The following is a 24,312-nucleotide window of genomic DNA, read 5'->3' as shown; positions in this document are numbered from 1 at the left end:
CGTCCTTCCCTCGGGCGGGGCACAGCCCGCACACACTCATGCCCGATCACGTGTGCCCGCCTTCGCGCCGCGCACACCGGGCGGAATCTCAGCCGGGCAGGAGCTCGCGCAACGCCTCGTCGAGGTTCCGCGCCACCTCCGCGGCCCCCGGCCGCCCGGGCCCGTACAGGGCGTCCAGTTCGGTGACGAGGGTCCGGGTGACGGCCCCGTACAGGGGCGTGCGCGGGCGCTGCACCGCGCCCCGCAGGGCGGGGAACAGGATGTCCCGGGAGTAGCTCACGCCCTCGGCGAACCGGTCGGGCGCCTTCAGCTCGGCGCTCTCGCCGGTCGGGGACGCCGAAGGGCTCGCGGTGTACGCGGAGGCGTGCCGGCACACCGGGGAGCCGCCGCCGTCCTGGTAGGAGGAGGTGCGGGTCGCCGCGAACCCGGCGCGCAGCAGGCAGCGCTCGCTGTCCGGGTCGGTCAGGAACGCGATCAGCTCGGCGGCCTTGGCGGCCCGCCGCTCGGACGTCGACGAGGTGACGGCCAGGTTCTGCCCGCCGAGCACCGCCTTGCCGGGCAGCCGGGTCACACCGAGGTCTTCTTTGAACCGCTCGTACAGCACCGGGTAGACGTACGGCCAGTGCCGCAGGAAGGTGGTGCGGCCCTCGGCGAAGGCGCTGAGCGACTCGGCCTCGCGGGACGCGGAGGCGTCGGCCAGCATGTACGGCGGTGCCGTGCGCTCGCGCAGTTCGGTGACGCCGGCCGTCAGCTGCGCCGCGTCGGTGGCGTACCGCCCGTCCCCGTCGGTCAGCTCGAAGCCCGGCACGGCCGACGCGAAGGCCTCGACCGCGTTGACCGTGCGGCCCTCGTAGGCGGCGAGCTGGGTGGTCCAGCCGTCCTCGTAGCGCGGCGGCCTGCTGCGGTCGTTGACGGCGTCGATCAGGGTCCGCAGTTCGGCCCAGGTCAGCCCGCCGCTCAGTTCGGTCCGGGAGGCGCCGGCGTCACGCAGGTGGTCCTTGCGGTAGTACAGCAGGCCCACGTCGCTGTTGAAGGGGACCGCGTACCGCTCGCCGTCCCAGAACGACGTCGCGTCGACGGACGGGATGATGTCGCCGGGCGCCTTCACCGCCGCCCCGGTCAGCGGGCGGATCAGGCCGGCGGCGGCGAACTCCGGGATCCACGTCACGTCCAGGTTGACCACGTCGTACTGGGCGCTGCCGGACTGCAGCGCGCCGAGCAGCTGGCTGCGCTGCTGGTCGGCGGAGCCGGGCAGTTCGACCAGGCGGGCCCGGTAGCCGTGCTCGCCCTCCCGCGCGTTCCAGGCGTCGATGAGCTGCTGGCGGATGCCGTTCTTGCCGGTGACGTCCTGGCCGCTGGCGACGACGATCCGGGGCGGGTCGGCGCCCGGCGGCTGCTCCCGCGCGTCGTCGCCGGTGCAGGAGACGAGCGCGAGCAGGGACAGCAGCGCCAGGGCGGCGGCCGCCAGGCGGCGGGCCGGGCCCGCGCCGCCCGGGCCTCTGGGTGTGCGGGCGGCTGTCATGGCTCTCCCCTTCCGGTGCGGGCGACCTCGTCGTGCAGGGCCGGCACGAGGTCGTCCCCGGCGTCCAGGCAGCGGCCCCGGGCGGCCTCGGCGATCCGGGTGGCGGGGCGGCCCCGGTCGCAGCCGGCGCTGTTCAGGGACACCATGACCACCGGGACGCCCGCGCCGCCGGCCCGGTCGAGCAGGTCCTCCAGCGCCCGGCCGGCCAGGCGGGTGTCGTCCTCGCCGTCGGTGAGGTACACGATCAGCTGCGGCCGTTCGTCGCCGGCGCCGCGCCGCTCCATGTACGTGAGGGCGTCCCCCAGGGCGGCGGCCGGGTCGGCCTCGGCGTCCCGCCACCGGCCGCCGTCGAGGGCCTGTTCGGCCGCGGCCCGCTCGTGCGTGGAGAAGGGCAGCAGCCCGGTGTGCGTGCGGCCGCCGACGCCGTGCACGGCCCACACGCCGTACTCGTCCTCCCCGCCGAGCCCCGGCAGGGTCTGCTTCAGGATGCCGGGGCCGCCACTGGGCCCGTCCCACCGGCCGGCCATGGAGCCGGAGCTGTCGAGCAGGTACAGCACCCGGCCGGGGCCGTGCGCGTCGGCGTAGCGCTGCAGTGCCTTCTCCATGGCCTCGGGCGAGGCCGGTTTCGCGGGGCGGACGGACTCGGTGAGGCCCTCGGGGACCTGCCGGGTGCCGAGCAGACGGCGCTCGCCGGTCGCGGACCGGAAGCCGTGCTCGCCGAGGACCGCCAGGCCGCCCTCGCCGGTCAGCCAGGTGCGGAAACGGTCCACCGCCTCGTCCCGCGCCTCGGCGTCCCGGTCGCCGTCCTCCCAGCGCACCCGCACGAACGCCGGCTCCAGACCGGGCACGTCCTCGGGGTAGGCGGCGACCCGGGGGGCACGGGTGGCCGGATGACAGCCCACGCCGCTCTTCAGCAGGAACTCCGGCACCAGCGCCGCGCTGCGGTCGTCCACGGCGTCGTCGCCGGGCAGGGCGCACAGCAGCCGCACGGCCGACGGCTCGGGCCGCCCGGCCCGGGTGAGGTACTGCTCGGCACGGCGCGCGTCGGCCTTCTCGCCCTGCAGCCCCAGCGTCGCCAGCAGCGCCGCACCGGTGAACTCCGGGTCGGGGCGGCGCAGTTCGGCCCCGGCATCGGCCCGTTCGAGGGCGGCGACCAGCTCCGGCAGCGACTGTCCGGTGGGTTCGAGACCGGCGTCGAGGGCCTTCGGGACGGCCAGCACGACCGGCGAGTACGCGATCGGTCCGGCCGCCGGTTCCAGCCGGGCGAAGACGCGCTCCTCACGGGCCGCGGCCGCGTTGACCCGGTCGGCGTCGGCGCGGGTGGCGGGGATCCACACGTCCGGCTGCGGGCCGATGTCCCGCTGCGGGTTGTCGTCCTCGCGCGGCTGCTGCCAGGCGTCGGTCCGCTCGCCGAGCGCGGTCACCACGGCGGCGGCGCCCGCGCTGTTGACGGTGACGCCGCTGCGCCGGCAGCCGTCGCCGGTGGTGTTGGCGGCCGAGGTGACGTAGGCGTCGGCGGCCGCCCGCATCGCCGGTTCCAGGTCGGGATCGGTGAGCACGCGCAGTTCGAGGGAGGGCGCGCAGGGGCCGGAGTCCCGGATCAGGACGAAGAGGCCGTAACCGCCGGCGCCGCTGGCGAGCAGGGCCAGCAGCAGGGTCAGCGCGGTCCGGCCGAGCCGGTCGGCCACGGCCCGGAGGCGCTCGCGCGGGCGGGGCCGGTGCGGGTGGGGCGTGGGGCGCCCCGGCAAAGGGGCGGGGGCGGGCGCGGGTGCGGGGATCGCGGACGGTAAGGGAACGGCGGACGGTAAGGGAACGGCGGACGGTAAGGGGACGGCAGGCGGCGGGTGGCCGGCACGCGATGCCGGGTCGGCATGCGGTGCCGGGGCGGCATGCGGTCCCGGGACGGTGGGCGGTCCCGGGACGGTGGGCGATGTGGGGACTGTGGGCGACGTGGGGACGGTGGGCGATGTGGGGACGGTGGGCGGTGTGGGGACGGGCCCCGCGGCCAGCAGTACGTCCGCGTCCGGGTTCCACGGCGGCGCCAGCGCCTGCGGTTTCTGCCGGTCGTTGTCCTCCGCCTCGTACCCCGCCTCGGCCATCCGCTGCTTCACCGCGGGATACAGCTTGGACAGCCACACCTCCCCGCCCCCGTCGAGGACGCGCGCCAGCTCCCGCGTGAAGGGCGTCGCGACGTCCGCGTCCCCGCCCAGGATGCAGCGGTTGGGCTGCACGCTCATCAGGAGGAGGATCTTCTCCTTGCTCTCCTGCGGGGCCTCGAAGCGGTGCCAGATCGCCGCCGCGTTGCCCGCGTAGCAGCAGTCCAGGATCACCAGCACCTTCTCGGCGCGGCTCTCGGGAGCGCAGAGCTCGCCCAGCACCCCCGCGAAGCTCACCGCGCCGGGCAGCTCCTCGCCCGCCACCACCCGCGCGGTGCGCATCTGGAGGTGCAGCTTGTGGGTGGAGGTGTCGGTGACGACGGCGTGCCCGGCGAAGTAGAGCAGCAGCAGGCCCTCGGTCTCGCGGACGGCGCGGCGCAGCTCACCCGTGAAGTCGTCGGGGGCCGGCGAGGGCAGCACCCTGATCTCGCCCGCGCGGAACACCCCGCCCCGGTGCAGCGCGTCCTCCAGGGTCCTGCGGTTGTGGAGCACGGCGGGGAGCTGGCCCGACACGCCCTGCGGATCCGGTGTCGTGTGGTCGTACTCGGACACGCCGACCAGCAGCGCCCTGTTCCGTCTGCCGCGCGGGTCGAAGCGGCTCACCGGACTACTCCCCGTCGGGGCCCAGTGGGCGTATCTCCGTGTCGGGTTCGCCGCCCTGGAGCCTGCGGCGGTTGTTCTTCCAGGTCTTCACGGCCCGGTTGGTGTACTCGGTCAGCGCCACGACCGTCGCCACGTCACTGAGCAGTTGCAGCACGAGTTCGATGTCGGGCCCCAGGCGGCCCTTCTGCCCGTCCGTCCTGGTCCGCTCCTCGATGCGCAGCTGCTCGCCGGAGATCAGTTCCTCCAGCGGCTCGTCCCGCTCCAGCCACGCCTTCAGGGCTCTGACATCGTCCGCGGTCGCGCCGTCACCCAGCCGAACGCGTACGCCTGAGACAGCCACATGGTCCCCCTCTGCCATGACCGCCATCATGACACCGGGTCAGGCCCCGGCGGCAGACCCGTGACGTGACCCGGGCAGGTGACTGCACGCCCCCTTCACGCCAGGCGCACACGGCGTGCGCGTGCTCAGCCCTGTGTCTGCAACTGCCGCAACTGGCGCTGCACATGGTCCAGCGCCCCCTCGCGCCGGCCCGGCACCCGCCCGCGCAACACGGCCAGGGCCGCCCCCAGTTCGCGGGCACCGGCGGGGTCGCCGACCTGGCCCCACTGGTGGTGGGCCCGGTCGGCGGCGGCCTCGACGGCGGGGGAGTCGGGCGCCTGTCCGGCGTTGAGCCGGGCGGTGGCGACCGTCAGCCAGGTGCGGCAGCTGCGCGCCGCGTCCCCGGCGAACATCGCCAGGTCGGCCCGTACCTCGGCCCAGTGCAGGGCCTCCTCGGAGGCCGGCCCGTGCGCGGCGACGGCGGCCTGCTCGTGCCGGGCGGCGAGCGCGTCCGCCTCGGCGTGCCGGCCGGACTGCACGGCGGCCGTGATGGCGGCGTGCGGATCCCCCGCCGACGGGCCGGGGGTGTTCAGGACCAGGTCCGTGCCCGCGCTCTCGGGGGCGATGCGGGCCAGGGCCTGCTGGTGCAACTGCTCGGCGGGGGGCCTGAATCCGCTGCGCAGGATCGTCGCGACGGCCTTCATGTACGCGGGTGCGGCGACCGTGCGCCGGGACGGGGGCGGTGCGATGCGACCGTGAACGGCGTTGCCGCGCCCGGCGTCCAGCGGGGTGGCGCGCAGCGCCGCCCAGGTCTCGGCGTCGGCGTGCAGGTCGAGCAGGAGGGTGGTGGCCCCGGCCGGTCTGAGCCGCAGTTCCTCCCGGAACCAGTGCCAGGGGAAGGCGGTGTAGCGGGCGGTGGAGGGGGTGGTGCGGGCCAGCGCCAGGTGGGGCAGGCGCTGGCGGCGGTCCAGCTGGAGCTGCCCGGTGACGTAGACGGTGAGCGGGCCGGGAGCCGCCGCGGCGGCGCGCAGCCGGGTGAGGACGGCCTGCGGGTCCAGCGGGTCGGCGAGTTCGACGACGTTCGCGGTGTCCGTGCCGGACAGCACGGCGGGCGGCACGGCGGCCAGGACGGGGAGCACGGAGGCGGCGTCGACCAGGCGCCCCTTGCCCACCGGCGAGGCCGCCAGCAGCAGCACGGTTCCGGGCATCGTCCCTCCCCCTGTGTCGATCACGTACGGCAGCACCGTAACCGCTGCGGCTGCAAAGGAGGGCCTCAGGACCGCAAACGCCCGCCTTCGGGTGCTTCGCCCCGGCCCCGGAGCGGTGCGTCGCCCCTGGGGGCGCGGGGAACTGCGCGACCGGCCACGACGAGACCCGCACCCCGTACTCCCCGGCACCCCCCAGCACCCCTCACGGCACTCCCGTCAGCCTCTCCGGGCCGCTGCGCGACGGCGGCGGACCGTGAAGATCGTGGTGTCGTCGGCGAGACGACCGCCGCAGTGCCGCAGGGTGCCGTCCCGCACCAGGGCGGCCAGCCGGGCCGGCTCGGCCGCGCTCGGGTCCTCGGCGACGGCCCGGGCCACCTCGCGGGCGAGCGCGTAGAACGCCCCGGTGGCGTCCCGGGCCTCCGTCACGCCGTCCGTGACCAGCAGCAGCGTCTCGTCGGCGGCCACCCGCACCCGCCGGGCCCCGGGCGGCCCGGGCGCGAGGTCCCCGAAGCCCAGCGGCAGTCCGGCCCCGGCCGGCAGGGCCCGCACGCCGCCCGGCCCGACCGCGAGCGGCGGCTCGTGCCCGAACACCAGGACGTCCACCGCCCCGGGGTCGTCGTCGGGGAAGCCGAGCAGGACGGCCGTGGCGAACCGGTCGCCGTCGGAGCGGCCCAGGGCGACCGTGTGCCCGCGGTGCCGGATCATCCGCGTCTCCAGCCGTCCGGCGACGGTCCTGAGGTCGGCCTCGTGGTACGCGGCCTCGCGGAACGTGCCGAGCAGCGCGGCCGCCGCCTCCACCGCTCCGAGGCCCTTGCCCTGCACGTCCCCGACCAGGACGCGGGTGCCGTGCGGGCCGGGCTGGATGTCGTAGAAGTCGCCGCCGACGCGGGCCTCGGCGTCGGCGGTGAGGTAGACCCCGGCGTGGTCGAGGCCGCCCCAGCCCGGTGGCAGCGGGCGCAGCACCGTGCGGCGGATGGTCTCGGTGACGTCGCCCATGCGCAGCACGCGCTGCTCCTCGCGGACCCGGATCACGCAGGCCAGGGTGGCGAGGGTGCCGCCGAGGGCGACGAGGACGAAGTCGGCGAGTCCGGCCTGGTACTCGTGCGGCCAGGCGCCGTCCACGAGGACGTACGTCACCAGCGACGCGAGGGCGAACAGGGCCGTGCCCCACACCCCGCAGATCGCGGCGGCGATGCCGGGCACCAGCACGATCCAGGAGATCATGCGGAACTCGCCGGTGGTGTGGTAGTCCGCCACGGCGATGGCGACGAGCAGCACCAGCGGTGGCAGCCAGGCCACCCGGTGGCCGCGCAGCCGCAGCAGTTCCTGCCGCCGCACGGGGTCCCGGCCGCCGGCCCCGGTGTACCCGTCACCGGCACCCGGGTACCGGTCGAGCGGGCCGTGGCCCCCGCGGTGGCGCCTCACGGGCCCAGCGAAACACGGGCCCGGGCGGGCCGCATCCGGTCGGGTGCCGTCCGCCGACTTGCCTCCGGGTGCGCGCCGGTGTGCCCTGGAAGCCAGGGCAGGGACAGAGAGGAGAGCTCTCATGGCTCACGCGGCACCCGCCTCACGCGGGATGACCAGGCCCCGGCGCAGGCCCGACATCCTCAGCGCCCGGACCCACGCGGCCGCGGCGGTGGTACTGCCCGTCGCGCTCGGGCTGATCTACGGCTTCTGGGCCGCGGCCAACCAGCGGCACGGCGGGTCCATCACGGGCTGGAACCTGCTGTTCGGCTTCGTCACCGCGCTGGTCTTCGCGGTGCTGTTCGCCGCCGTGTGGCGACTGTCCCCCCGGCTGCGCCGCGAACTGCACGCCCTGGCCTGGTTCGCCTTCACGGGCTGCGCGATCGGCTTCCTCGTCAGCCAGTCCGGCGAGTCCGTCCTGAAGTCCGCGGGCCTGGGCCTGGCGGCCGGGGTGGGCGTGCTTGTGACGATGTTCTACCGCTACTACACCCGCGAGGACGCGGCGGGCCACCGCGTGACCTGACGATCCACGCAGCCCGTCCCGCCCACCCCGGCCACCCCGGCTGAGACGGCCGGTCCACGCGCGGGTTCGGAGCCGCGTGCCCTGCCGGGGCGGCCGGGGTGCGGAGACGGTGGCCGCTCCCTGCCAGGACGGCCGGACGGGTCGGCGGGGCCGGTTGGCCGAGGTCCTGCCGAGCCGACCGGAACCCTCGCCGGGACGGCCCTTTGGCCGGGCGGCCGGGGGCATGCCCGGTGTGGCTGCCAGGTCCGGTCTCCGGGACACCCGTCGCCGGCGCACGGTGCGGGAACCGGTCCTCTCCCCCCGGGTCCCCGGCCGCCCCCGCCGGGCCCGGGTCACGCCAGCCCCGGGTCCCCGGCCGCACCCGCCAGGCCCGGGTGCCCGGCCGCCCTCGCACGGGCCCGAGTCCCCGGCCGCCCCCGCCAGCCCCGGGTCACCGACCGCCCCCGCCGGGCCTGGGTGCCCGGCCGCACCCGCCAGCCCCGCGTCCCCGACCGCACCCGCCAGCCCCGCGTCCCCGACCGCACCCGCCAGCCCCGCGTCCCCGGCCGCACCCGCCAGCCCCGGGTCCCCGGCCGCACCCGCCAGCCCCGGGTCCCCGGCCGCCCACGCCGGGCGGCATGTCACCGGCGGGGCGTCCGTTCGGGGGCGTGCGGGGGCCCGGATGCAGTCCCCCCGCTCGCAGCCCGCGCTCGCCGCGGTTTGGCTGGGAGGGTGCCCGGACCGGATCGGGCGCCCGCACCCGCGGTGGCGCCCTCACGAGCGCGGAACGTCCTGTCGGGCGTTCTGCTCACCCTCGCGTGCCTGCTCCTGCCGTTCGGCGCGCTGGCCGCCTGGGCGACGCACGGGCCGGCCGACACCGGCCGCTACGTGCGGACGATGGCGCCGCTCGCCGCCGACCCCGCCGTGCGGCGCGCGGCAGCCGACGCCCTCGGGGACGGCGTCCTGCGCGCGGCCGGACCCGAACTCCGCACCGGGCCCCTGCGCGGCGCCGAGGCCGGGCCCTTCGTGCACGACGCGGCCCGCTCGTTCACCCGGACCGAGGCGTTCGCCACGGCCTGGGACGCCTCGAACCGGGCCGTCCACACCGCCGTGCTGCGCGCCCTGCGCACCGACGCGCCGGCCGCCCCGGTCACCGTCGACCTCGCCCCCGTGGTCGACCGGGTCAGACAGCGACTCATCGAGGACCACGTGCCGTTCGCCCACCGCATCCCGGTCACGCACACCCGCGTCCCGGTGCTCGGGGCCGGCGACGTGGACCGACTGCGCGAGGGGTACCACGTGCTGGACGCCGCCGCCTTCTGGCTGCCGCTCGCCGCGGCCTCCTTCGCCGTCGCCGGGATCGCCGTCGCCGCGTGCCGGCGCCGCGCGCTCACCGCCCTCGGCCTGGGCACGGCCCTGGGCGGGGCGCTGCTCGTCCTCGCCGTGGCGATCGGCCGCCGCCTCACCCTGGCCGACCTTCCCGACGCCCTGCGGGGCCCGGCCTCGGGCGCGGTCTACGACGCCCTGACGGCCACCCTGCGCACGGTCTCCTGGCTGCTGTGCGCCCTCGGCCTCGCGGTGGCGCTCGGCGCGTGGCTCACGGGCCGCTACGGTCCCCGGATCGCCGCGCGGCGACGTGCGCGAGGGTCCGCAGGGCCCGCCGCAGATCCGGCTCCGGAGCCGACGCGAGCCCGAGCCTGACCGCGTCCGGCGTGTGCCCGGGCGCGACCGCGAAGGCGGGCCCGGGCGTGACGGCGATGCCGTGCGCCGCCGCGGCGGCCGTGAAGGTGTCGGCCCGCCACGGCGGGGGCAGCTCCCACCAGGCGAAGTAGGCACGCGGGTCGGACCGTACGGCGTACCCCGCGAGCTCCTCGGCGAGGATCCGCTGGCGCCGCCCGGCGTCCGCCCGCTTGGCCTCCACCAGCCGCGCCACCGTGCCCTCCGCGACCCACCGCACGGCCGCCTCCAGCGCGAACCGCCCCGCGCCCCAGCCGCCCGACCGCACGGCGTGGGCCACGGCTTCGGCCCGGTGCGGCGGAACGACGAGGAAGCCGACGGTGAGCCCGGGGGCGACCCGCTTGGAGAGCCCGTCGACGACATGGGTGAGCGCCGGGGCGTGCGCGGCGAGGGGGACACCGGCACCGGGCTCGTCCAGGAACGACCAGATGCGGTCCTCCACGACCGGGAGGTCCAGCTCCCGCACCAGGCGGGCGAGCTGCCGCAGCCGGGGCCCGCTCGTCGTCAGGGACGTCGGATTGTGCAGCGTCGGCTGCACGTACAGGGCGGACAGCGGGGCCGTGCGGTGGGCGGCGGCGACGGCCTCGGGCAGCAGCCCGGCCGCGTCGCCGGCGAGCGGCACCAGCGTGATGCCGAGCCGCGCCGCGATCTCCTTGACCAGCGGATACGTCAGCTGCTCCACGCCGACCCGGCCGCCCGGCCGGACCAGGGAGGCCAGCACGGCGGCGATGGCCTGGCGGGCGTTGCCGGTGAACAGCAGCCGCTCGGGGCCGGGGCGCCAGCCCGGGGTGGCGAGCAGCCCGGCGGCGGCCTCCCGGGCCTGCGGCGTGCCGGTGGCGGGCGCCGGTAACAGCGCCCCGGCCAGCAGGTCGGGACGCAGCAGCGGGGCGAGGACGGGCGCGAGCAGCTCCGGCTGGCCGGGCGCGGAGGGGTAGTTGAGCTCCAGGTTCACCGGGGCGGCGGCCTCGACGGACTCGACGAGCGCCCGCCCCGCCGGCCGGTCCGGCGCGGCCCGGACGAAGGTGCCGCGCCCGACCTCCCCGACGACCAGCCCGCGCCGCACGAGTTCGCCGTACACCCGCCCGGCCGTCGACGGGGCGATCCCCCGGCGCCGGGCGAACGCCCTTTGCGGCGGCAGCCGTTGGCCGGGCTTGAGCCGCCCGCTGGCGATGTCGTCGGCTATCCGGTCCGCGATCCGCCGGTAGTCACCCATCGGTCGGTCTCCCCCTCGCTCCCCTCGGATTGCACCGAGAGCAAAGATCCTATTGCACCGAGTAGTTGAGCCCGCCTAGGGTCGCTGCATGGCACCCTTCCTCGCATACGAGGACAAAGGACCCACATCCCCCGGGCAGTCCCTTGTCCCCCCGACTCCCCTGGTCCTCGTCCACGGACACCCCTTCGACCGCACCATGTGGGCCCCGCAGCTGGAGACGTTCGCGGCCGCCCGCCGTGTCATCGTCCCCGACCTGCGCGGTTACGGCGCCTCCCCGGTCACCCCGGCCGTCCCGGACTTCTCCGGGTTCGCCCGGGACATCGAGGCCCTGCTGGACGAACTGGGCGTGGAGTCCTGCGTCCTGGCGGGCCTGTCCATGGGCGGCCAGATCGTCATGGAGTGCCACCACCTGTTCCCCGAGCGCGTCCGCGGCCTGGTCCTCGCCGACACCTCCGCCGCCCCGGAGAGCCCCGAGGGCGTCCGCGCCCGCGACGCCATGGCGGACCGCCTGCTCGCCGAGGGGCTGCGCGGCTACGCCGACGAGGTCCTGGAGCGGATGGTCGCCCCGTACGCGTCCGCCGCGGTCAAGGCCCACGTCCACGGCATGATGACGGCCACCTCCCCCGAGGGCGCCGCCGCGGCCCTGCGTGCCCGCGCCCGGCGCCGGGACCACCGGCCCCTGCTGCCCCGCGTGCGCGTCCCGGCCCTGGTCGTCGTGGGCGCCGACGACACCTACACGCCCGTCTCCGAGGCCCGCGCCCTGCACACCGCCCTGCCCGACGCCACGCTGCACGTCGTCGAGGGCGCCGCCCACCTGCCGAACCTGGAACGCCCCGAGGTCTTCGACAGGATCCTGGGCGAGTTCCTGGCCCGCGTCGACGAACGGCAACCTTCCTCCGCCCCACCCCGTCCTTGAGGGAGGATTCGGGCATCCGCCCCCCGCGAACGGAAGGCCGGGCCTTGGACACCGCCGCAGCCGAGTGGACCGCCACCGACGACGGGCCGGAGCGCCGCCCGCCCGGGCGGCGCCTCGCCGCCTGGTGCGCCGGCCTGCTGTGCGCGGCGGTCAGCGTGGTCGTGGGCTTCCGGGCCGCCGACAGCGACGGCCTCACCCCCGTGACCCAGTTCCTGGCCTTCTTCCCCTGGCTGCTCGTCCCCACCGCCCTCGCCCTGCTGCTGACGTTGCTGGCCCGCTGGTGGACCGGCACGGTCTGGGGCGTGCTCCTGCTCGGTCTGCTGGCCTGGTACATCGAGCCGTACGGCACGACCGACGACCCCGCGGGCCGCCCGGTCGCCGAGCTGCGCGTGCTCACCTCCAACGTGGAGTTCGGCCAGGGCACCGCTGCCCTGGTGGGGGCGGTCCGCCGCGAGAAGCCGGACATCGTCTTCGTCCAGGAGTGCGACCACGCCTGCGACGCGCGGCTGAGGTCGGACCTCACGCGGGACTTCCCGCACCGCCGGGCCGTCGAGGGCGGCGGTTCCGAGGGCTCGGTCATCCTCAGCCGCTTCCCGCTGACCCCGACGGCGGGCGTCCGCGGCACGATGGGCATGCCCGGGGCGGTCGCCGACGTGGACGGGCACGCCGTCCGGCTGCAGCTCGCCCACCCGATGCCCCCGCTGCCCGGCCAGGTGGACCTGTGGCGGCGCGAGCTGGGGGCCCTGCGCGAGGCGGCCGCGGCCGACCGCGGCACCCCGCTGATCCTGGCCGGTGACTTCAACGCCTCCCAGGACCACGCGGCCTTCCGCCGCATCCTCGACACGGGGCTGCGCGACGCCTCCCGCCTGGACGGCGCCGACCGCACGGCCACCTGGCCGGCCCCGACGGCGCCCACCTTCGGCGTGCAGATCGACCACGTGCTGCTCTCCCGGGACTTCGCGGCCGACCGCACCCGGATCCTGGACCTGGCGGACACCGACCACCGGGCGGTGGTCACGGACCTGACGCTGCACGGCACCCGGTGACGGGGAAGGGGGGCGCCCCGCGGACGCCCCCCTCGTTCTCCCCGGCCCGGGTGGTGCCCCGGTCAGACGCCGATGTCGCAGCCGTCGGCGCGCCACACGGACACGACGGCCGGGCGGACGTACGTGCCGGGCCCGTCGGGCCAGGTGCTGGCGGGCTTCTCCACGGACGCGCCGTCGATCTCGCCCGGGTGCTGCACGGCGACCAGGACGCGCCGCTCCTGGATGATCGGACCGCAGGTCTCGGCGCCCTTCGGCACGGTCAGGAACTGCTTGAGCTCACCGCGCCGCTCGCCCCGGGTCGCCACGCCGAACAGGCCGTCGTGCGAGCCGAGCTGGGCGCCGTCGGTGGAGATCCACAGGTTGCCGTGGGGGTCGAAGGCGACGTTGTCCGGGCAGGAGATGGGGCTGACGCCCTCCTTCGGGAAGCCCGCGAAGTAGGTCGCCGGGTCCTCCGGGTCTCCCGCGACGAGGAACAGCGACCAGGCGAACGCGGTGCTCTCCGGCCGGTTCCAGCGCTCGGTGAGCTCCAGGACGTGCCCGTGCTTGTTGGCGTGGCGCGGGTTGGCCTCGTCCGCCTTGGGGTTGGAGCCGACGCCGCGGTTGGAGTTGTTGGTCAGGGCGACGTACACCTTGCCCGTGACCGGGTTGGGCTCGATGTCCTCGGGCCGGTCCATCTTCGTGGCGCCCACCTTGTCGCCGGCCAGCCGCGTGAAGACGAACACCTCCTCGGCGGTCATGCCCTCGACGTGCGAGACGGCGCCCTTGGCGGTGGCCGTGGCCAGCGGGATCCACTGGCCACTGCCGTCGAACTCGCCGTCGTTCGGGAGCTTGCCGGTGCCGTCGATCTCGATGGCCGGGGAGTCGCCGGTGAGCTTGGCGACGTACAGGGTGCCCTCGTCGAGCAGCGACAGGTTGTGCTCGCGCACGGCCCGCGAGGTGCCGCGCTTCATCCGCTTGCTGCTGACGAACTTGTAGAAGTAGTCGAACCGCTCGTCGTCGCCGGAGTACACGACGGGCCGGCCGTCGTGCGTGAGCCGCACGGTCGCGGCCTCGTGCTTGAACCGCCCGAGCGCGGTGTGCTTGCGGGGCGTCGAGGACGGGTCGTAGGGGTCGAACTCGACGACGTACCCGAACCGGTGCACCTCGTTGGGCTCCTGGGCGACGTCGAACCGCTTGTCGAACCGCTCCCACTTGCGCTCGGTGGCCCCGGTCCCGATGCCGTAGCGCTTGTCCGTCGCGCGGCTGCTGTTGGCGAAGTACTGGTTGAAGTTCTCCTCGCCGTGCAGGGTGGTGCCCCACGGCGTGACACCGCCCGAGCAGTTGTTGAGGGTGCCGTACACCTTCGTGCCGCTCGGGTCGGCGGAGGTCTTCACCAGTTCGGAGCCGGCGACGGGGCCCGTCAGCCGGAACTCGGTGGTGGCGGTGACGCGCCGGTTGAGCTGGTGCCGGGAGACGGCGGTGAGCCGGCCGCTCCTGCGGTCCTCCTCCACGACGACGGCGGACAGCCCGTGCGCGGCCCAGGCGATCTCGACCTGCTCACGGGTCGGGTTGGCGGCGTCGTAGCCGCGGAACATGAGTACCTCGTCGGTGTACTCGTGGTTGGCGACGAGCAGCTGCCGGCCCCGCTCGCCCGGCAGCGGCAGGAGCGCGAGGAAGTCGCAGTTGTACCCGAACTGCCCCGCCTGGGCCTTGGCGGTCTGCTTCTCCGGGTCGAAGGCGGGAGCGCCGCGCAGGATGGGCTCGCCCCAGCGGATGACGACGTTCTGCCGGTAGCCGTCCGGCACGGTCACGGCGTCGGCGGTGTTGGGCGCGACGGGCGCGAAGCGCAGGCCGCGTGCGCCCTTGGATTTGCTGCGCGCGGCCTCCCGGGCGGCTGCCGCCGGGACGGCGGCGGCCTGCGGGGCCTGCGCGACACCCACGGCCCCCGCGCCCGCGGCGGCCACGGTCACCACGGCCGCGGCGCGCATCATCGAACGGCGGCTGAGGGCCCCGGCGATCACATCGCCGACGTACTCGTTGGAGCTGGTGTTGGGCACCTCGTGGAAGCAGGCGTCACCACACCGGAAACGACAGGTCATGGCGGACCGGCCGCCAGGATGCGAATCGGACGGCGTTCCGATCAACGGCAGCAGCTTGCGCACTTTGCTCTCTCCTTGGATGCCCTGGGTGTCAGCGTGACCGTAGGGGCACATATGTGCGGGAGCCGGGCGCCCCGATGAACAACGAGTGAACCCGTGGCTGCCGTACGGGGGTTGCACTCCTTCAGCCCGGCGACACCTGAGCAGGCCGGATGTTCCCCTTGACAGCGAGAATCCCGCGTAGCAGACCCTGCCCAAGATCACCCAGGAGGGCCGCTAACCTTACGTGTCCGTCCTGGCCAGGGATTGACGGGCTTCAACTCACGCGAAGGGTTGCGCGCACATGGGCATTCTCACTCGGTTGCGGAACGCGTTCGGACGGTCCCGCAAGTCACGGACCGCCGAGGCGGAGGGTGCGGCGCCCACGACGGAGGCACCGGCCGAGCCCACCCCCACGGAGGCCGTCCCGGCCCGGGTCCCGTCCCCGACCCCCTCCCCGGAACCCGACCCCACCCCCACGGCGACGGTCCCCGAGCCCCGCGACGAACACGACCTGGTCTCGGCGGCGTTCGACAAGGTCTCGGTCCCCCGCCCGGCCCGCTCGGAGGAGGCCACGGCCACCCCGACGACGCCGGAGCCCGAGCCGGCGGAGAAGCCGACGGACGCGGACCAGGAGCGTGCCGAGGCCCCGGAGCCCGCGAAGCCGGAGCGGGTTGAGGAACCGGAAGCCGTGAAGGCGGAGCCTGTCGAGGAGCCGGCCGCGGCGAAGCCGGAGCCTGCGGAGGAACCGGAGGCTGTGAAGCCGGCGCCTGCGGAGGAACCGGGGGCTGTGAAGCCGGAGGCTGCGGAGGAAACGGGGGCTGTGAAGCCGGAGCCGGTCGCGGAGAAGCCGGAGGCTGTCGAGGAGCCCGCCGAGGAGCCGGCGGACACCGAGGCGGCGGCGGAGACGGAGACGCCGAAGGCCGAGGAGACGCCCGCCGCCGAGGAGCCGGAGGCCACGACGCCGGAGGCCGCCGAAGAGGCGAAGGCCACGACGCCCGTGGCCGAGGAAGAGCCCCAGGCCACGGAGCCCAAGGCCGCGGAGGCGACGCCCGCCGCCACCGAGGAGTCGGCGGAAGCCGAGAAGCCCGCGGTCACGGACGCGGAGCCCCAGCCCGAGCCCGAGTCCGCGCCCGCGCCCACGGACGAGCCGAAGGCGGAAGCCGAGCCGGCGCCCGAGACGCCCGCCGAACCGGAACCGGAAACGGAAGCGGAAACGGAAGCGGAAGCGGAAACGGAAACCGCACCGGAACCGGCGTCCGAGCCCGCGGCCGCCGACGACGAGAAGGCCCCACAGGGGCCACCCGCACCCGGTGACGAGAGCCGCACGGGTGGTGCGGGTGGGAACGACGACACGGCCGAAGGCGAAGCCGAGGCCGAGCAGCCCGAGGCCGAGCAGCCCGAGGCCGAGCAGCCCGAGGCCGAGCAGCCCGGCCCCGAGGCCAAGCCCGCCCTCACCCTCGCCCAGCTCAAGAACACCGCCCCCGGCCTGGCCACCGCCTACCGCGCAGCGGCCACCGCCCTCAAGACCCACGACCTCACCGGCACCCGCGCCAAGGTCTACCTCGTCCTGGACCGCTCCGCCTCCATGCGCCCGTACTACAAGGACGGCTCCGCCCAGGCCCTCGCCGAGCAGACCCTCGCCCTCGCCGCCCACCTCGACCCCGAGGCCGCCGTCCCCGTCGTCTTCTTCTCCACCGAACTCGACGGCACCGGCGAGATCACCCTCGCCGACCACGAGAACAAGATCGACACCCTGCACGCCTCCCTCGGCCGCATGGGCCGCACCAGCTACCACGCGGCCGTCGAGGCGGTCCTCGGCCACCACGACAAGGTGACCGCGGACACCCCCGGCACCCCCGCCCTGGTGGTCTTCCAGACCGACGGCGCCCCCGACGCCAAGACCCCCGCGACCCAGGCCCTCACGGACGCGGCCGAGTCCCACCCGGCCGTCTTCTTCTCCTTCGTCGCCTTCGGTGACCCGGAGAACAAGGCCTTCGACTACCTCCGCAAGCTCAAGACCCCCAACAAGTCCCACTTCCTCGCCGGCGAGACCCCCCGCGAGCTCACGGACAAGGAGCTCTACGAGGGCGTCCTCGCGCACTGGCGCCCGTAGACCTCGGCACACCCAGCGGCAACCCGGGGGGGGGTGGACGGCAGGCACCACCTGCCGTCCACCCCCCGAAACGCGTGTGAGTCGATCTTCAGCGGCCCAGTAGGATTTCGACCATGGCGGCCACTGGATCCGAGAAGCAGGGGGCGAAGGCGTACTACGTCTCGACCCCCATCTACTACGTCAACGACGCTCCTCACCTGGGCCACGCCTATACGACCGTCGCAGGCGACGTGCTCACCCGCTGGCACCGTCAGCGCGGCGAGAAGGTGTGGTACCTCACCGGCACGGACGAGCACGGTCAGAAGATCATGCGCACGGCCGAGACCAACGGGGTCACCCCCCAGGCGTGGGCCGACAAACTCGTCACCGAAGCGTGGGAGCCTCTCTGGGAGCACCTGGAGATCGCCAACGACGACTTCATCCGCACCACCCAGAAGCGGCACACCGACCGCGTCCAGGAGTTCGTCCAGGACCTGTACGACAAGGGCGAGATCTACAAGGGCGGCTACGAGGGCCCGTACTGCGTCGGCTGCGAGGAGTACAAGCTCCCCGGCGAGCTCCTCGACGGCGAGGGCGACTACGCGGGCCAGAAGCTGTGCCCGATCCACAAGAAGCCGGTCGAGATCCTCAGCGAGGAGAACTACTTCTTCAAGCTGAGCGAGTACGGCGAGAAGCTCCTCGCCCACTACGAGGCGAACCCCGGCTTCATCCAGCCCGAGTCCGCGCGCAACGAGGTCGTGAACTTCGTGCGCCAGGGCCTGCAGGACCTCTCCATCTCGCGCTCGACCTTCGACTGGGGCATCCCGATCCCCTGGGACGACAAGCACGTGATCTACGTGTGGGTCGACGCCCTGCTGAACTACGCCACGGCGGTCGGTTACAACGAGAACCAGGCGAAGTTCGAGGAGACCTTCCCGGCCGACGTCCACCTGGTCGGCAAGGACATCCTCCGCTTCCACGCGGTGATCTGGCCCGCGATGCTGATGGCGCAGGGGCTGCCCCTGCCCGGCAGGATCGCGGCCAACGGCTGGCTGATGGTCGGCGGCGAGAAGATGTCGAAGTCGAACCTGACCGGCATCAAGCCGCAGGACCTGACCTCGCACTTCGGCGTGGACGCCTACCGCTGGTACTTCCTGCGCGCGATCGCCTTCGGCCAGGACGGCTCCTTCTCCTGGGAGGACTTCTCCGCCCGGTACACCAGCGAGCTGGCGAACGACTACGGCAACCTGGCGTCCCGCGTCGCAGCGATGGTCGGCAAGTACTTCGGCGGGGAGCTGCCGGCGTCGGCGGCCGACGGCGAGGCGGAGCGGGCGATCCACCAGGGCCTGGCCAAGGCGGTCACCGAGGCCGACCGGCGGATCGGCGAGGAGCTGGACTTCCAGGGCGGCATCCTGGCGGTCTTCGACTTCGTCAAGCAGGTCAACGGCTACATCACCGAGCAGGAGCCCTGGAAGGTCGCCAAGGACACCTCCGACGAGGGCAGGGCCCGCCTGGCGACGATCCTCTACACGGCCGCGGAGTCCCTGCGCGCCGTCGCGGTCCTCCTCAACCCGGTCATGCCGGAGACGTCCCAGAAGCTGTGGGACTCCCTCGGCGCGGAGGCCTCCCTCGGCGCCCTCGCCGACCAGCGAATCCAGGAGGCCGGCGACTGGGGCAGGCTCCCGGCCGGCACGACGGTCACCAAGGGCGCGGTGCTCTTCCCGCGCCTGGAGGAGAAGCCGACGGCGTAACAGCCGTAACACGCTCGCTACAGCGACGGGCCCGGGAGGACGAGAACCTTCTCCCGGGCCCGTCGCTTTGCGAAGATCGCGTGAGGGCGGCCACCGGGCCGCCCCCACACACGGGGGGACCAACCCATGGCACTGTTCGGCAACGCCCACACCGTCGACCCCGCCTCCGCCCAGCAGGACTACGCCCGCCTGCTCGGCCACGGCGAACAGGTCCACGCCGCGTTCCTGCTGATCCGCGACACGATCCTCTTCACCGACCGCCGCCTGATCCTGATCGACAAGCAGGGCATCACCGGCAAGAAGGTCGAGTACCACTCGGTCCCCTACCGCAGCATCACCCACTTCGCGGTGGAGACGGCGGGCACCTTCGACCTGGACGCGGAACTCAAGATCTGGATCTCCGGCACCCCCACGCCCCTGCAGAAGACCTTCACCAAGGGCGTCGACATCTACGAGGTCCAGGCCATCCTGACCCAGTTCGTGGCGCGGTAGCCCTCCGCACGAGGGGAACGTTTTTGCCGCCCTCGAAAGGGTGAACGCACCTCTGTCGGCCCGTATCACCGCGTTCGACAGTCCTACTTTGCCCGCATGGTCACATCCACTCATGAGACCTCGCACCGGATCTTCCAGGACCATCCGGAGGTTCTCTTTCCTGTCTTCGAGGCGCTGGGACTCCCCCCGCCCGCGAAGGCGACGATCGAGGCGCTGACACCCGACGCCACGGAGATCAAGCCCTTGGAACGCCGGGTGGACACGGTGCTGAGAGTCGAGCCGTCGGACGGCGACGGCTTTCTCCTCGCCATCGAGGCCCAGACCGGCAAGGTGCGCGGCAAGGGGCTCAGCTGGGCGTACTACGTGGCGTACCTGCATGCCAAGTTCGGGCTGCCGGTGCTGCTCGTCGCGGTGTGCAGGAACCGGCCGACGGCGGCCTGGGCGGCCGGGCCCTTCGAGTGCCGCGTCGGTACGTGGACGTCCCAGGCCACGCGGCCGTTCGTCCTCGGTCCGGACAACGTCCCGGAGATCACCGACGAATCCCTGGTCGCCCGGGCGCCGGCGATGGCCACCTTCTCGGCCATCGTGCACAGCGAAAGCGAGAACGCCCCCGCCATACTGGACATGCTGGCCCGCGGAATGCGGTCGTTCGACGAGGCCACAGCGAAGTACTGGTGCGAGTGGCTCGAAGTCGGACTGGAGAACACTCCGGTCCGGGAAACCTGGAGAGAGCTGGAGAAAATGGTCGCCACTTACTTCCCGGGCAGGGGAACCCTCTTCGAGCAGACCTACCTCGAAGGCAAAGCCGAAGGGGTGGCCGAGGGCAAAGCCGAAGGGAAAGCCGAAGGCACAGTTGAGTCCATTCTCCGTGTGCTCGAGAAGCGTGGTGTTGCCCTCACCCCCGACGCGCGCGAACGCATCGTCTCCGAAACCGACCTCGACACCCTCACCCGATGGTTCGACCGGTCCCTGACCGTCGCGACCGCGCAGGAGATCTTCTCCGAGGAGTGACGCGCTCGGGGCTGGACACGGCAGTGCCCCGGAACCGGTGTCGGTTCCGGGCCACTCACACGGTGCGCCCTACTTCGGCTGCGGCTTGCGCACCGTCAGGTGCAGTTCCTTCAGCCGGGTCTCCTCCAGCTCCGTCGGCGCGCCCATCATCAGGTCCTGGGCGTTGCCGTTGAGCGGGAAGGCGATGGTCTCGCGGATGTTCGGCTCGTCGGCGAGCAGCATGACGATGCGGTCGACGCCGGGGGCGATGCCGCCGTGCGGCGGGGCGCCGAAGCGGAAGGCGCGCAGCATGCCCGCGAACTTCTCCTCGACGGTCTCCCGGTCGTACCCGGCGATCTCGAAGGCCTTGAGCATGATCTCCGGCTCGTGGTTCCGGATCGCGCCGGAGGACAGCTCGACGCCGTTGCAGACGATGTCGTACTGCCAGCCCAGGATGTCCAGCGGGTCCTGGGTCTCCAGTGCCTCGAGGCCGCCCTGCGGCATGGAGAACGGGTTGTGCGAGAAGTCGATCGCGCCGGTCTCCTCGTCCTTCTCGTACATCGGGAAGTCGACGATCCAGCAGAACCGGAAGACGCCCTCCTCGAAGTGACCGGCGCACTTGGCGGCCTCGACCCGGACCGCGCCCATGATCTTGGACACCTCGTCGAACTCGCCCGCGCCGAAGAAGACCGCGTGGCCGGCGGCCAGGGAGAGCCGCTTGGTGAGCTCCGCGACGTTGTCCTCGGTGAGGAACTTCGCGATCGGGCCGGACAGCGAGCCGTCCTCACCGACGCGGACCCAGGCCAGGCCCTTGGCGCCCTGCGAGACGGCGTAGTCGCCGAGCTGGTCGAAGAACTTGCGGGGCTGGCCCGAGACGTCCGGCACCGGCAGGGCGCGCACGTGCTTGCCCGCGAAGGCCTTGAACTCCGAGCCCTCGAAGATGTCGGTGATGTCGACGAGTTCGAGCTGGGCGCGCAGGTCGGGCTTGTCGGAGCCGTACTTCAGCATCGCCTCGCGGAACGGGATCCGCGGGAACGGCGAGGTGACGTGACGGTCGCCGCCGAACTCCTCGAAGAGCTCGGTCATCAGCTTCTCGACGGGCTGGAAGACGTCCTCCTGCTCGACGAAGCTCATCTCGATGTCGAGCTGGTAGAACTCGCCCGGCGAGCGGTCGGCGCGCGCGTCCTCGTCGCGGAAGCAGGGCGCGATCTGGAAGTAACGGTCGAAGCCGGAGATCATCAGCAGCTGCTTGAACTGCTGGGGCGCCTGCGGGAGGGCGTAGAACTTGCCCGGGTGCAGACGGGAGGGGACGACGAAGTCGCGGGCGCCCTCGGGGGAGGTCGCGGACAGGATCGGCGTCGCCATCTCGTTGAAGCCGAGAGCCGTCATCTTGTGACGGATGGCGGAGATGACCGCCGTGCGCAGCATGATGTTGCGGTGCATGCGCTCGCGGCGCAGGTCGAGGAAGCGGTACTCCAGGCGCCGCTCCTCGTTGACGCCGTCCTCGGCGTTGATCGTGAACGGCAGCGGGGCGGCCGCGCCGAGCAGCTCGACCTCGCCGACCTCGACCTCGACCTCACCGGTCGGCAGGTCGGGGTTGACGTTCTCGGCACCGCGGGAGACGACCGTGCCGTCGACGCGGACCGTCGACTCCTTGGAGAGCTTGTCGAGAGCCTCGTAGGCGGGCGTGCCCGGACGGGCCACGAGCTGTGTGATGCCGTAGTGATCGCGCAGATCGATGAAGAGGATGCCGCCCAGGTCGCGCCGATTGTGCAGCCAGCCACTCAGCCGGACGTCGGTGCCGACGTCAGAGGAGCGGAGCTCGCCGCAGGTGTGGGACCTGTACCGATGCATCGTCGTTCATCCAGTCTTCGCTGATCGGGGTCTGTGTTTCACGTGAAACTGGTCCCCAGCGTACCGGGCAGGCGAAGATCGGCTCTCCCTGGTTCTCCGCGGGTGGCGATCGAGCGTGCTTCCGCTCTCGGTGGCAGTGTGCGAGGGCGTCTTCTTAAAGTAGGGCAATGCGCACTGGCGAGCCCCTGCCCGCCGTGGGGGAGGTTCTCGCCGCCCTCGCGACCGGCCTGTGGCACTGGGACACCGCCACCGGGCTGGTCACGGTCGACGCCGAGGCGGCACGGCTGCTCGGGCTGCCCGCCGAACAGGTCAGTCTCACGGAGCCCCAGGTCCGGGCCCGGCTGCACCCGGTCGACTGGAACGAGATCACCGGCGTGGTCCAGCTGGCCGTCGCCGAGGGGACCCTCGCGGAGGTGCGGATCCGGATCATGGACGAGCAGGGCCGGGTCGTCCGGGTCGTCCGCAGCCGTTCCAAGCCGACCTTCGACCGGGCGCGCAAGGCGTATCTGCTGATCGGCACGTTGCAGGAGGTCACCGAGCCCACGCCGGGCACCCCGGCCGGGCGCAGCGCGGTCACCGGGGACTGGCGGCGTTCGCGGGAGGCGTTCCTGCTGGACGCCGGCCGGGCCCTGGCCGAGGCCCGCTCCACGCAGGAGGTCCTGCGGGTCACGGCGAACCTGTCGATGCCCGGGTTCTCCCCGGACGGACTGGCGGTGTTCGGCGTGGAAGGCGACCGGCTGACGGTCATCGGCCACCACGGGCAGCAGCGGGGCACCGAGAGTCCCTTCTCGGACATGCCGCTGGACACCGACTACCCGGCCGCCGAGGTGGTGCGCACCGGCCGGGCCGTGTATCTGTCCTCGGCCGAGCAGTACAAGGCCCGCTACCCGCTGACCTGGCCCCTGGCCGAGCGGTTCGGCCGCCGGTCCTGGGCGTTCCTGCCGCTGACCGTGGCCGGCCGCACGATGGGCGCCTGGATGGCGGCGTTCACCTACCCGGTCGCGTTCACCCCGGACGAGCGGTCCGTGCTGGCGACGGTGGCGCGGATGCTGGCGCAGGCACTGACCCGGGCGGGCGTGGCCGAGAGCGAGCGGGCCCTGACCGACGGGCTGCAGCGCACGATGCTGCCGAGGCTCGGCCCGCAGCGCATCCCGGGCATGAGCGTCGCCGCCCGCTACGTCCCCACCGGCGGCGGACTCCAGGTCGGCGGCGACTGGTACGACGTGATCCCGCTGCCCAGCGGGCGGTTCGCGCTGGTCATCGGGGACGTCCAGGGGCATGACGTGCGGGCGGCGGGGCTGATGGGCCAGCTGCGGATCGCCCTGCGGGCCTACGCCTCCGAGGGCCACCGCCCGGACGCGGTGCTCTCCCGCGCCTCCCGCTTCCTGCACGGCATCAGCGACGAGGACCCCACCGATCCGCGTTTCGCCACCTGCGTCTACGTGGAGGTCGATCCGGCGTCGGGGCTGCTGGACATCGCTCGCGCGGGGCATCCGGACCCGGCGATCCGGATGGCCGACGGCACGGTGCTGACCCGGCCGACCTCGGGCGGTCTGCCGCTGGGCATCGACCCGGACGCCGACTACCCCACGACCCGGCTCGCGCTGGAGCCCGGCGAGACCATGCTGATCTGCACGGACGGCCTGATCGAGACCGGCGGCCACGACCTGGACACGGGCTGGCGGCGGCTGCGGGCGATCCTGGAGGAGCACAAGGGCGATCTGGAGGAGCTCGCCGACACCCTGGTGCAGGCCGTGCACGGGCCGTCCTCGCACCACACCACCGGCCCGTTCGCGGACCGCCGCGAGGACGACATCGCGATGCTGCTGCTGGGCCGGGACGACGAGGGCTGCGGCTGCGGCGACACCATGACGGCGGCGCCGCCGGTGCGGCGCTCGGTGCTGACGGTCGCGCAGGCCGAGCCCGAGCGGATCGCGGTGGCCCGGCAGCAGCAGCGGGAGCTGCTGCACGACTGGGCCTCCCCGGACCAGGTCGACTCGGCGGTGCTGCTGGTGTCCGAGCTGCTGACGAACGTCCTCGTGCACACCGACTCCGACGCGCTGCTCGTCACCGAGGTCACCGGTGAGGTGGGGGAGCGGCGGCTGCGGATCGAGGTCACCGACGCGGGCGACGACCTGCCCCACAAGCGCAGGCCCGGGGAGCTGGCGTCCTCGGGCCGCGGCCTGGTCCTGATCGAACTGCTCGCGCACGCCTGGGGGGTGGACCCGCGCGGCGAGGGCAAGAGCATCTGGTTCGAGCTGCACGAGTCCGTGAACGGCTCGGGGGACGGCTCCTGGTCGCCTTGACGGACCCATCCGTCAACTCCG

17 protein-coding genes are annotated in these 24,312 nt (G+C 73.7%); 9 read left to right on the top strand and 8 right to left on the bottom strand.

Features of this window, described 5'->3' with window-relative positions; translation table 11 throughout:
* Nucleotides 1-88 precede the first annotated feature (88 nt).
* From ACPXCS_RS05080 to ACPXCS_RS05060, 5 genes are all read right to left on the bottom strand, one after another.
* On the bottom strand, nucleotides 89-1,522 hold the full coding sequence (locus ACPXCS_RS05080; protein WP_425944127.1) for an extracellular solute-binding protein: 1,434 nt from the start codon (nucleotides 1,520-1,522) through the stop codon (nucleotides 89-91).
* Nucleotides 1,519-4,281: a substrate-binding domain-containing protein gene (locus ACPXCS_RS05075; protein WP_425944129.1), complete on the bottom strand. Its 2,763-nt coding sequence runs from the start codon at nucleotides 4,279-4,281 to the stop codon at nucleotides 1,519-1,521. Before ACPXCS_RS05075 ends, ACPXCS_RS05080 begins: the two co-directional genes overlap by 4 nt.
* A gap of 4 nt (nucleotides 4,282-4,285) precedes the next feature.
* A complete protein-coding gene (locus ACPXCS_RS05070; RefSeq protein ID WP_425944131.1) occupies nucleotides 4,286-4,639 on the bottom strand; it encodes a hypothetical protein in 354 nt (117 codons plus the stop codon).
* A 107-nt stretch (nucleotides 4,640-4,746) separates the two neighbouring features.
* The gene (locus tag ACPXCS_RS05065; protein WP_425944133.1) at nucleotides 4,747-5,808 is read right to left on the bottom strand and encodes a hypothetical protein; all 1,062 of its coding nucleotides are present in this window, start codon (nucleotides 5,806-5,808) and stop codon (nucleotides 4,747-4,749) included.
* Nucleotides 5,809-6,024: 216 nt separating this feature from the next.
* The gene (locus ACPXCS_RS05060; protein WP_425944135.1) at nucleotides 6,025-7,233 is read right to left on the bottom strand and encodes a PP2C family protein-serine/threonine phosphatase; all 1,209 of its coding nucleotides are present in this window, start codon (nucleotides 7,231-7,233) and stop codon (nucleotides 6,025-6,027) included.
* 121 nt (nucleotides 7,234-7,354) lie between these two features.
* On the opposite strand from ACPXCS_RS05060, the gene ACPXCS_RS05055 reads away from it, so the two are divergent.
* Nucleotides 7,355-7,795 carry a hypothetical protein gene (locus ACPXCS_RS05055; protein ID WP_425944137.1) on the top strand — a complete coding sequence of 147 codons (441 nt, stop codon included), beginning with the start codon at nucleotides 7,355-7,357 and terminating at the stop codon, nucleotides 7,793-7,795.
* Nucleotides 7,796-8,506: 711 nt separating this feature from the next.
* Nucleotides 8,507-9,475 (top strand): hypothetical protein, encoded by a 969-nt coding sequence (locus tag ACPXCS_RS05050; protein WP_425944139.1) that lies wholly within the window; start codon nucleotides 8,507-8,509, stop codon nucleotides 9,473-9,475.
* Here the strand turns inward: ACPXCS_RS05050 and ACPXCS_RS05045 are convergent.
* On the bottom strand, nucleotides 9,372-10,724 hold the full coding sequence (locus ACPXCS_RS05045; protein WP_425944141.1) for a PLP-dependent aminotransferase family protein: 1,353 nt from the start codon (nucleotides 10,722-10,724) through the stop codon (nucleotides 9,372-9,374). The genes ACPXCS_RS05050 and ACPXCS_RS05045 overlap by 104 nt on opposite strands.
* A gap of 88 nt (nucleotides 10,725-10,812) precedes the next feature.
* Here ACPXCS_RS05045 and ACPXCS_RS05040 point away from each other — a divergent pair, with 88 nt between their 5' ends.
* A complete protein-coding gene (locus tag ACPXCS_RS05040) occupies nucleotides 10,813-11,640 on the top strand; it encodes an alpha/beta fold hydrolase (protein ID WP_425944143.1) in 828 nt (275 codons plus the stop codon).
* A 44-nt stretch (nucleotides 11,641-11,684) separates the two neighbouring features.
* Complete coding sequence (locus ACPXCS_RS05035; protein WP_425944145.1) at nucleotides 11,685-12,686, top strand: endonuclease/exonuclease/phosphatase family protein; 1,002 nt, start codon at nucleotides 11,685-11,687, stop codon at nucleotides 12,684-12,686.
* Between the two features lie 62 nt (nucleotides 12,687-12,748).
* Here ACPXCS_RS05035 and ACPXCS_RS05030 read toward each other — a convergent pair whose 3' ends face one another.
* Nucleotides 12,749-14,827, bottom strand: a complete 2,079-nt coding sequence (locus ACPXCS_RS05030) for a PhoX family protein (RefSeq protein WP_425944147.1) — start codon at nucleotides 14,825-14,827, stop codon at nucleotides 12,749-12,751.
* Between the two features lie 280 nt (nucleotides 14,828-15,107).
* Between ACPXCS_RS05030 and ACPXCS_RS05025 the strand changes: the two genes are divergently transcribed.
* The 4 genes from ACPXCS_RS05025 to ACPXCS_RS05010 all read left to right on the top strand — a co-directional run bounded on the left by ACPXCS_RS05025 (nucleotide 15,108) and on the right by ACPXCS_RS05010 (nucleotide 20,152).
* Nucleotides 15,108-16,919 carry a VWA domain-containing protein gene (locus ACPXCS_RS05025; RefSeq protein ID WP_425944149.1) on the top strand — a complete coding sequence of 604 codons (1,812 nt, stop codon included), beginning with the start codon at nucleotides 15,108-15,110 and terminating at the stop codon, nucleotides 16,917-16,919.
* A 113-nt stretch (nucleotides 16,920-17,032) separates the two neighbouring features.
* Nucleotides 17,033-18,649: a methionine--tRNA ligase gene (gene metG, locus ACPXCS_RS05020; RefSeq protein ID WP_425944151.1), complete on the top strand. Its 1,617-nt coding sequence runs from the start codon at nucleotides 17,033-17,035 to the stop codon at nucleotides 18,647-18,649.
* A gap of 126 nt (nucleotides 18,650-18,775) precedes the next feature.
* The gene (locus ACPXCS_RS05015; protein ID WP_031118097.1) at nucleotides 18,776-19,141 is read left to right on the top strand and encodes a PH domain-containing protein; all 366 of its coding nucleotides are present in this window, start codon (nucleotides 18,776-18,778) and stop codon (nucleotides 19,139-19,141) included.
* 96 nt (nucleotides 19,142-19,237) lie between these two features.
* Nucleotides 19,238-20,152 (top strand): hypothetical protein, encoded by a 915-nt coding sequence (locus ACPXCS_RS05010; RefSeq protein WP_425944153.1) that lies wholly within the window; start codon nucleotides 19,238-19,240, stop codon nucleotides 20,150-20,152.
* Between the two features lie 69 nt (nucleotides 20,153-20,221).
* Here ACPXCS_RS05010 and aspS read toward each other — a convergent pair whose 3' ends face one another.
* A complete protein-coding gene (gene aspS / locus ACPXCS_RS05005) occupies nucleotides 20,222-21,985 on the bottom strand; it encodes an aspartate--tRNA ligase (RefSeq protein ID WP_425944155.1) in 1,764 nt (587 codons plus the stop codon).
* Nucleotides 21,986-22,152: 167 nt separating this feature from the next.
* On the opposite strand from aspS, the gene ACPXCS_RS05000 reads away from it, so the two are divergent.
* Nucleotides 22,153-24,291: an ATP-binding SpoIIE family protein phosphatase gene (locus tag ACPXCS_RS05000; protein WP_425944157.1), complete on the top strand. Its 2,139-nt coding sequence runs from the start codon at nucleotides 22,153-22,155 to the stop codon at nucleotides 24,289-24,291.
* Nucleotides 24,292-24,312 lie beyond the last annotated feature (21 nt).

Origin of the sequence: Streptomyces sp. DT190 (genome assembly GCF_049846985.1) — a bacterium.
Taxonomy (GTDB): domain Bacteria; phylum Actinomycetota; class Actinomycetes; order Streptomycetales; family Streptomycetaceae; genus Streptomyces.
The sequence above is the reverse complement of the archived record's forward strand: the minus strand, read 5'-3'. Positions and strand labels throughout refer to the sequence as shown.

What these genes read in the sequence shown, in the direction of transcription:
- ACPXCS_RS05080 (WP_425944127.1), bottom strand. Translation starts at nt 1,522, where the DNA reads ATGACAGCCGCCCGCACACCCAGAGGCCCGGGCGGCGCGGGCCCGGCC.
- ACPXCS_RS05070 (WP_425944131.1), bottom strand. Translation starts at nt 4,639, where the DNA reads ATGGCAGAGGGGGACCATGTGGCTGTCTCAGGCGTACGCGTTCGGCTG.
- ACPXCS_RS05065 (WP_425944133.1), bottom strand. Translation starts at nt 5,808, where the DNA reads ATGCCCGGAACCGTGCTGCTGCTGGCGGCCTCGCCGGTGGGCAAGGGG.
- ACPXCS_RS05055 (WP_425944137.1), top strand. Translation starts at nt 7,355, where the DNA reads ATGGCTCACGCGGCACCCGCCTCACGCGGGATGACCAGGCCCCGGCGC.
- ACPXCS_RS05045 (WP_425944141.1), bottom strand. Translation starts at nt 10,724, where the DNA reads ATGGGTGACTACCGGCGGATCGCGGACCGGATAGCCGACGACATCGCC.
- ACPXCS_RS05040 (WP_425944143.1), top strand. Translation starts at nt 10,813, where the DNA reads ATGGCACCCTTCCTCGCATACGAGGACAAAGGACCCACATCCCCCGGG.
- ACPXCS_RS05025 (WP_425944149.1), top strand. Translation starts at nt 15,108, where the DNA reads ATGGGCATTCTCACTCGGTTGCGGAACGCGTTCGGACGGTCCCGCAAG.
- metG (WP_425944151.1), top strand. Translation starts at nt 17,033, where the DNA reads ATGGCGGCCACTGGATCCGAGAAGCAGGGGGCGAAGGCGTACTACGTC.
- ACPXCS_RS05015 (WP_031118097.1), top strand. Translation starts at nt 18,776, where the DNA reads ATGGCACTGTTCGGCAACGCCCACACCGTCGACCCCGCCTCCGCCCAG.
- ACPXCS_RS05010 (WP_425944153.1), top strand. Translation starts at nt 19,238, where the DNA reads ATGGTCACATCCACTCATGAGACCTCGCACCGGATCTTCCAGGACCAT.
- aspS (WP_425944155.1), bottom strand. Translation starts at nt 21,985, where the DNA reads ATGCATCGGTACAGGTCCCACACCTGCGGCGAGCTCCGCTCCTCTGAC.
- ACPXCS_RS05000 (WP_425944157.1), top strand. Translation starts at nt 22,153, where the DNA reads ATGCGCACTGGCGAGCCCCTGCCCGCCGTGGGGGAGGTTCTCGCCGCC.